This is a genomic window from Kitasatospora sp. NPDC002965 (genome assembly GCF_040611255.1).
GTDB lineage: Bacteria > Actinomycetota > Actinomycetes > Streptomycetales > Streptomycetaceae > Kitasatospora.
Window position 1 is genome coordinate 22,683 of sequence record NZ_JBEXNT010000120.1, and the last position, 7,286, is coordinate 29,968.

Annotated in this window: 3 protein-coding genes; 1 reads left to right on the forward strand and 2 read right to left on the reverse strand. The window is 76.4% G+C overall.

Features of this window, described 5'->3' with window-relative positions; all coding sequences use genetic code 11:
• Positions 1–34: 34 nt before the first annotated feature.
• Both eccB and eccD read right to left on the reverse strand, forming a co-directional pair.
• Positions 35–1,483: a type VII secretion protein EccB gene (gene eccB, locus ABZY91_RS32895; protein WP_355406725.1), complete on the reverse strand. Its 1,449-nt coding sequence runs from the start codon at positions 1,481–1,483 to the stop codon at positions 35–37.
• Positions 1,484–1,588: 105 nt separating this feature from the next.
• On the reverse strand, positions 1,589–2,962 hold the full coding sequence (eccD, locus tag ABZY91_RS32900; protein WP_329884401.1) for a type VII secretion integral membrane protein EccD: 1,374 nt from the start codon (positions 2,960–2,962) through the stop codon (positions 1,589–1,591).
• 295 nt (positions 2,963–3,257) lie between these two features.
• On the opposite strand from eccD, the gene eccCa reads away from it, so the two are divergent.
• Complete coding sequence (gene eccCa, locus ABZY91_RS32905) at positions 3,258–7,235, forward strand: type VII secretion protein EccCa (RefSeq protein ID WP_355406727.1); 3,978 nt, start codon at positions 3,258–3,260, stop codon at positions 7,233–7,235.
• The last annotated feature ends 51 nt before the right edge of the window (positions 7,236–7,286 follow it).

The window sequence follows — 7,286 nt, forward strand, 5'->3', positions numbered from 1 at the left end:
GTTCAGCGCCCCCCGCGGACGGCGGCGGACCGCCTCAGCGCGCGCACTTGCCGTCGGTCGCGGGCGGCTGGACGAGCCCCGTCCCGGTGAGCGCCGCCGGGTCCAGGCTCGGTCCGGCCGGCAGCAGCGCCAGCAGCCGGCTCGGGACGGCCACCGGGGCGGCCCCGGCGTAGCCGAGGCGTTCGACGGCGTCCGGGGTCATCGGGAACCGCACCCCGTTGTCGGTGACCAGGTACAGCGTCGAGCCCTGACCGCCCCCGGACAGGGACCGCACCAGCGCGCCGCCGCCGGGCCGGACGACGATCCGGTCGGCGGGGGTGCAGCTGGGGACGACGCCCGGCTCGGCCACCGGCGGCAGGCCGAGGACGGCGGTGGCGTCCGGCATCCGCAGGTCGACCTCGCCCGCACCGGCGGCGGGCAGCCCGGCGCAGAGTGCCTGCCCGGGGCCGGGGGTGGCCAGCACCGGGGGCCGTTCGGGCAGGCCGGCCGGTGCGAGTTCGGCGGTGACGGCGGTGGGCGCGGAGTGGGCGGCGAGGTCGGCGGCGCCGACCGGGGCGGTGGCCACCGCGCCGCCGCCGTAGGCCTCCTTCTGGGTGCGCGGGTCGCCCTGGAGGAGGGCGAGCAGGGTGGCGCCGACCGGCACCAGCCCCTGGCCGGTGAGGACGAAGCGGTCCTCGCCGCTGCCCGCGAACAGCTGGCCGACCCTGGTGGGCCGTCCGGAGAGGTCGGGCCCGGCCGTGCCCCGGCCCGGCAGGTCCGGGGAGCGCAGGTCGGGCCCGGCGGCGAAGGTCTGGAGGAAGGCCGCGGTCACGGGGACGGGCACGGCCGCCGTGTAGCCGAGCGCGCGCACGGCGCCGCCCTGGACGTCCAGCGCGTGGCGGCGGCCGTACCGGAGCAGCTGCGGGGCGCCGTCGGGGGCGGCCACCAGCACGGCCCGGTCACCGATGGAGCCGTTCCCCGGCCGGGAGCCGACGGCGAGCGAGAGCAGCGGCGCGGGCCTCCCCCCGGACGCGCCGACGGCCTGGACCGTGCAGGCGAGCCAGTCGGAGCGGTCCAGCGAGGCGGGCGCGGGCAGGCCGTCGGGGGCTCCGACGATCCCGACCGGGCCGCCCCGGTCGGTGCCCTCCAGGGAGCGGCGGGAGACCTCGTCGACCTTCAGCTGGTCGCCCGCCAGCAGCCGGGCACTGGCCTGGTTCAGGACGGGGTGCAGCAGCCCGCCGGCGTAGAGGTAGCGGGTGCCGGTCTCCTTGACCACCACCACGGTGCCGGGTTTGCGCCAGCCGGTCGCGCCACCGGGCTTGACCAGTCCGTAGACGCCCGCGCCGACGCCGACCAGCAGGGCGATCGCCAGACCGATGGCGATGCCCCGGTTGGTCCGGCCGACCGGGCTGTCGGGGGCGTCCGGCTCGGCCCGCAGCATGCCGGCGGAGACCCGGCCCGTCACGAAGAGGTGGGCCTGTACCTGGTCACGGCGGGACTGCATGCGGTGGTCCTCCTGCGGGGCGTGGCGGCCGGTACGGACGGCGGGCCCGGCCGTCGTCGGCCCGTGCGGTGGGCCCCGGCCGGGCGGGCCCCTGTCGGGGGCGGCTCAGCCGCCGAGCCCCCGCATGGTCCGGTAGAAGCCGAGGACCTGGAGGGCGAGGGGCAGCAGCGCGATGGCGGCCAGCGAGTGCGTCAGGTCGCCGGCCCGGCCCCAGTACGGCAGCAGGCGCCGCCCCGGGACGGTCCAGGCGACGACGGCCAGCCCGAGGGCGGCCAGCAGCAGTACGGCGAACAGCACGAGCCGCCCCGTGCGGTCGCTGTCCAGGCCGATCCGCGCGGCCAGCAGGGTCAGGCCCAGCACGCCGGGGAGCAGCACGGCGAGCCGCTGGCGGATGCTGCCGATGTCCCGGGCGTGCAGCAGGAGCAGCGCCGACAGGTCGGCGGCCATCACCGGTGTGCCCCAGCCGGTGTCCCCGACCCCGGCCAGGACGACGAGCGCCGCCGCGCAGACGGCGCCGACGGCCGTCAGGAAGGCGGACAGGTAGCCGTCGGCGACCGTGCTCCGGGCGAGCACGTCCTCGGCGGGGAAGGGCTCGATCTCCTCCTGGAGCTCGTCCGCGTTGCGGGGCAGCGCGGGCAGCCGCAGGCCGGAGAGCTTGAAGGCGAGGCCCGGCACGAAGGCGCCCAGCAGCACCGCGGCGGCGGCGACCAGCGCGGCGATGCCGGTCACGGCCATGCCGCAGGCGGCCAGCGCCCCCGCGCCGAGGACGAGCACGGCGGCCACCAGCAGGCCGGGGAAGAACGCGCCGCCGCCGACCGCGACCAGCGCCACCACCGCGCCGCCCACCGCCGCCGATCCGCCGGCGAGCAGCCGGGTCGGGCCGTCGAGTCCGGGCACCAGCGCGGCCGCGGCGGCCGCGTACGCGACGGCGGCGGTGCCCAGCGCGGTGCCGGCCGGCGCGTCGCCGACCGCGCGGGAGGCCGCGGCGGCGCCACCGAACAGCAGCAGGGCGGCGACGGCCGCGCAGACGCAGCGCACGCCCTCGGGTCCGGGCAGGGCCAGCAGCAGCAGGCCGCCGACGAGCGCGAGCAGGGTGAGGGCGAGGGCCAGGTGGTGGGTGACGGCGGGGCGCCAGGAGTCGCCGCGGGCGATCACGCCGGTGCGGACGCCGTCCACCAGGTCGTCGAAGTGCACCTCCGGCAGGGCGTCCCGGCGCGGGCGCAGGAACAGCTCCTCGCCGTCGCGGACGGCGAGGGCCTCCAGGGTGAGCTCCTCGTCGAAGGGTTCGCCGCCGAGGCGCTGGAGCACCCAGCCGTCGTGCTCGACGCCGCTCTCCTCGACGGCCGTGCCCGCGTAGCCGACCACGGTCGGCATCAGGTCGGCGAGGACGACGTCCCCGGGCACGGCCAGTTCGAACGCGGCCTCGGGTGCGCGGAATCTCAGCCTGCACAGTCCGGTCGCCGCCACTGCACCGCTCACCTGTCGTGCCCCTCCTCCGCCGGGCCGGGCCTGGCCGGTCTCCCACAGGCCACTACGGGCGGCGGGGGCCCGGCGGTTCACTGGGCCGGACCCGGCCGTCCGCCGGGCCCGGATGAACCGCGCGCGGAGTGCGGGCCGTAGGCCAGGGTGCGGTCCCCGTGCCGCCGCCACCCGGTCCGGGCGGGTCCCGGCCGGGCCGCCCGGCGGTCCGCCCGCCCCGGGGAGGCGCAGTGAGAGGAGAGCCCCGTTGAGTGTGGTCGTGGTCGACCGTCCGCCCCGGCGTCCCGGACCGGAGATGCCGGACGGGGAGATCCAGCTGCAGGAGCCGCCCGGCCTGCCGGAGCCGCAGAGCGGGATCTCCCAGATGCTCACGATGGCCCCGATGGCGCTCAGCTCGCTCTCGATGGTGATGATCTTCCTCAACCCGAACGGCGGGGGCGGGCCGCTCCAGTACGTCGCGATGGGCATGATGGGCCTCTCCGCGGTCGGCATGCTGGTGACCCAGCTCATCCGCAGCTCCGGGGACCGCAAGCGGCAGCTGCGCGGGGAGCGCCGCGACTACCTGCGCTACCTCGCCCAGATGCGCCGCCAGGTCCGCCGGCACGTCGTCAACCAGCGGCTGGCGCTGGCCTGGCGCCACCCCGGGCCCGGCACGCTCGCCTCGCTGGTGCGCACCTCCCGGCTCTGGGAGCGGCGCTCCTCCCACCCGGACTTCGGCGACGTACGGATCGCGACCGGGCCGCAGCGGCTGGCGGTGCGGCTGGCCCCGCTGGCCACCAAGCCGATCGAGGACCTGGAGCCGCTCTGCGCGCACGCGCTGCGCCGCTTCATCCACGCGTACGGGTCGATCGCCGGGCAGCCGATCGCGGTGCACGTGCGCGGCTACGCCCAGGTGCTGGTGCGGTGCGCCGCCCCGGAGGACCAGGACGACGGCGGAGCCGACGAGCCCGATCGGGAGCCGGCCCGCGCGCTGGCCCGGGCGATGCTCGCCCAGCTCGCCTTCTTCCACGCCCCGGACGAGCTGCGGATCGCCGCCGCCGTCGCGCCCGAGCGACGCGCGGACTGGTCCTGGCTCAAGTGGCTGCCGCACGCCCTGCACCCGACCGAGACCGACGGTGCCGGGCCGGTCCGCCTGGTGGCCGGCTCGATGGTGGAGCTGGAGCAGCTGCTGGGGCCGGAGTTCGCCGAGCGCCCGCCGTACGAGCCGGAGGCGCAGCCCGCGCGCGACGAGCCGTTCACGGTGATCGTGCTCGACGGCGTCCGGCTGTCCTCCGGGAGCCGGGCCGCGCTGGCCGGCTACCGCAACGCCGTCCTGCTGGACGTCGGCGAGGCGCTGGAGTGGAAGCACAACCGGTTCCGGCTGCGGCTGCGGATCACCGGCGGCGAGCTGGAACTGGTCGGCGCCGACCGCAACCGCAACGACGAGGTCACCCCGCTCGGGCGCCCGGACGCGCTGGAGGTGCCCGCCGTCCGCCGGTTCGCCACCACGCTGGCGCCCTTCCGGCTGGGCGACTCGGTGGACACCGCCGAGCCGCTGAACACCGACTTCGACCTGACCGCCCTGCTCGGCATCCGCGACCTCCACCAGCACGACGTCCGCCGGGCCTGGGCGGACCGCGGGCGGACGAGCCGGCTGCGCGTCCCGCTCGGGCTCGGCGCCGACGGCTCCCCCGTCGACCTCGACCTCAAGGAGTCCGCGCAGGGCGGCATGGGCCCGCACGGCATGCTGATCGGCGCCACCGGCTCCGGCAAGTCCGAACTGCTGCGCACCCTCGTCCTCGCGCTCGCGCTGACCCACTCCTCGGAGACGCTCAACTTCGTCCTGGTCGACTTCAAGGGCGGCGCGACCTTCCTCGGCCTGGACCGGCTGCCGCACACCTCGGCGGTGATCACCAACCTCGCCGACGAGGCCGCCCTGGTCGACCGGATGCGCGACGCCCTGCACGGCGAGATGAACCGCCGCCAGGAGCTGCTGCGCGCCTCCGGCAACTACAGCTCGCTGCTGGACTACGAGGCCGCCCGGGCCGCCGGGACCCAGCTCGACCCGCTGCCGACGCTGTTCGTCGTCGTCGACGAGTTCAGCGAACTGCTCTCCGCGCACCGCGACTTCATGGACCTGTTCATCATGATCGGCCGCCTCGGCCGGTCCCTGGGCGTCCACCTGCTGCTCGCCTCGCAGCGCCTGGACGAAGGCCGGATGCACGCGCTGGAGTCCCACCTCTCCTACCGGATCGCGCTGCGGACCTTCTCCGCCATGGAGAGCCGCGGCGTGCTCGGCGTGCCGGACGCCTACCAGCTCCCCTCGCAGCCCGGCAACGGCATCCTGCGCAGCGACATCGCCACGCTCACCCGCTTCAAGGCGTCCTACGTGTCCGGCCCCTACCGCAGCCGGCGCGGCGCCGCCCAGCAGGCCGCGGCCGCCGGGCAGGTCGTCCCGTACGACACCGCGTACGTGACGCCCAACCGGCCCGCGCCGGAGCCGATCGAGCCGGAGGCGCGCGAGGAGGAGGCCACCGTCACCCTGCTGGAGCTGGCCGCCGAGCGGCTGCTCGACGCCGGACCGCCCGCCCACCAGGTCTGGCTGCCGCCGCTGGAGGTCCCGCCGACCCTGGACGAGCTGCTCCCGCCGCTCGCCCCGAGCGAGGCCCACGGCCTGACCCCGGACGGGTGGCCCGACCGGGGCCGGCTCACCGTCCCGGTCGGTGTGGTCGACCGCCCGTTCCAGCAGCTGCGCGAGATCTACACGGCCGACCTGTCCGGCGCCGGCGGCCACGTCGGCATCGCGGGCGGCCCGCAGAGCGGCAAGAGCACCCTGCTGCGGACGCTGGTCACCGCGCTGGCCCTGACCCACACGCCGCAGGAGGTGCAGTTCTACTGCCTCGACTTCGGCGGCGGCACGCTGGCCGCCCTGCGCGGCCTGCCGCACCTCGGCGGCGTCACCGGGCGGCACGACCCCGAGCGGATCGGCCGCACGCTCGCCGAGGTGGCCGGGGTGATCAGCCGCCGCGAGCAGAGCTTCGCCCGGCTGGGCATCGACTCGATGACGACGTTCCGCCGGCGGCGGGCCGCCGGGGACCCGGAGCTGGCCGACGAGCGGTACGGGGACGTGTTCCTGGTCGTCGACGGCTGGAACACCGTGCGCCAGGACTTCCCCGACTACGTCTCCGTCTTCAACCTGATCGCCGGACGCGGTCTGAACTACGGCGTCCACCTCGTCATCGCGGCGGCCCGCTGGGGCGAGATCCTCGGCGGCCTGCGCGACCAGCTCGGCACCCGCTTCGAGCTGCGGCTCGGTGACTCGATCGACTCGATGATCAACATGCGGGCCGCGGCGACCGTCCCCCGGATCCCCGGCCGGGGTCTCACCGAGGACCGCCTGCACTTCCTGACCGCGCTGCCCCGGATCGACGGCGTCGGGACCACCGAGGACCTCGCCGAGGGCGTCGCCGACCTGGTGGACGCCGTCAACGAGCACTGGACCGGCCCCCGCGCCCCCGAGGTCCGGATGCTGCCGCTGCTGCTCGACGCCGCCGACCTGCCCGCCCCCGAGGGGCGGCTGCGGGTCCCGCTCGGGCTGGAGGACACCGCCATCGCGCCGCTCTGGCACGACTTCGAGGAGAGCCCGCACCTGCTGGTGGTCGGCGACAGCGAGAGCGGCAAGACCAACCTGCTGCGGCTGATGATCAAGGCCATCACCACCGCGTACACCCCCGCCGAGGCCCGCATCATGCTGATCGACTTCCGGCGCGACCTCTACGACAGCCTGCCGGAGGAGTACCGGCTCGGCTACGCCGTCTCGGTCGACGTGGTCAAGCAGATCGTCTCCGGGGCCGCCCGGGCGATGGAGGCCCGCGTTCCGGGCGAGGACATCAGCCCGGCCCGGCTGCGGCTGCGCGACTGGTGGACGGGGCCCGAACTGTTCGTGATCGTCGACGACCTCGACCTCGTCCCGGCCTCCGGGCCGAACCCGTTCGAACCGCTGCTCGGACACCTCGCCCAGGGCTCCGAGCTGGGCCTGCACCTGGTGATCGCCCGCGCCGCCAACGGGATCGGGCGGGCCTACTCCGATCCGGTGCTGCGCCGGCTCCAGGACATCAACACCCCGGTGACGCTGCTCTCCTGCCCGCCCAGCGAGGGCACGATCTTCGGCAACGTCAAGCCGCGCCAGCTGCCGCCCGGCCGCGCCCTGCACATCACCCGGCGGCGGACGGTCCAGCTCCAGACCGCCCTGGTCGCGGAGCCGGACGCCGGGGCCGACGGGGCGGCCGGGTGACCGCCGCCGGGCGGCGGGCGGACCGCCCGGCCCGCGCGGCGGTGAACCGGC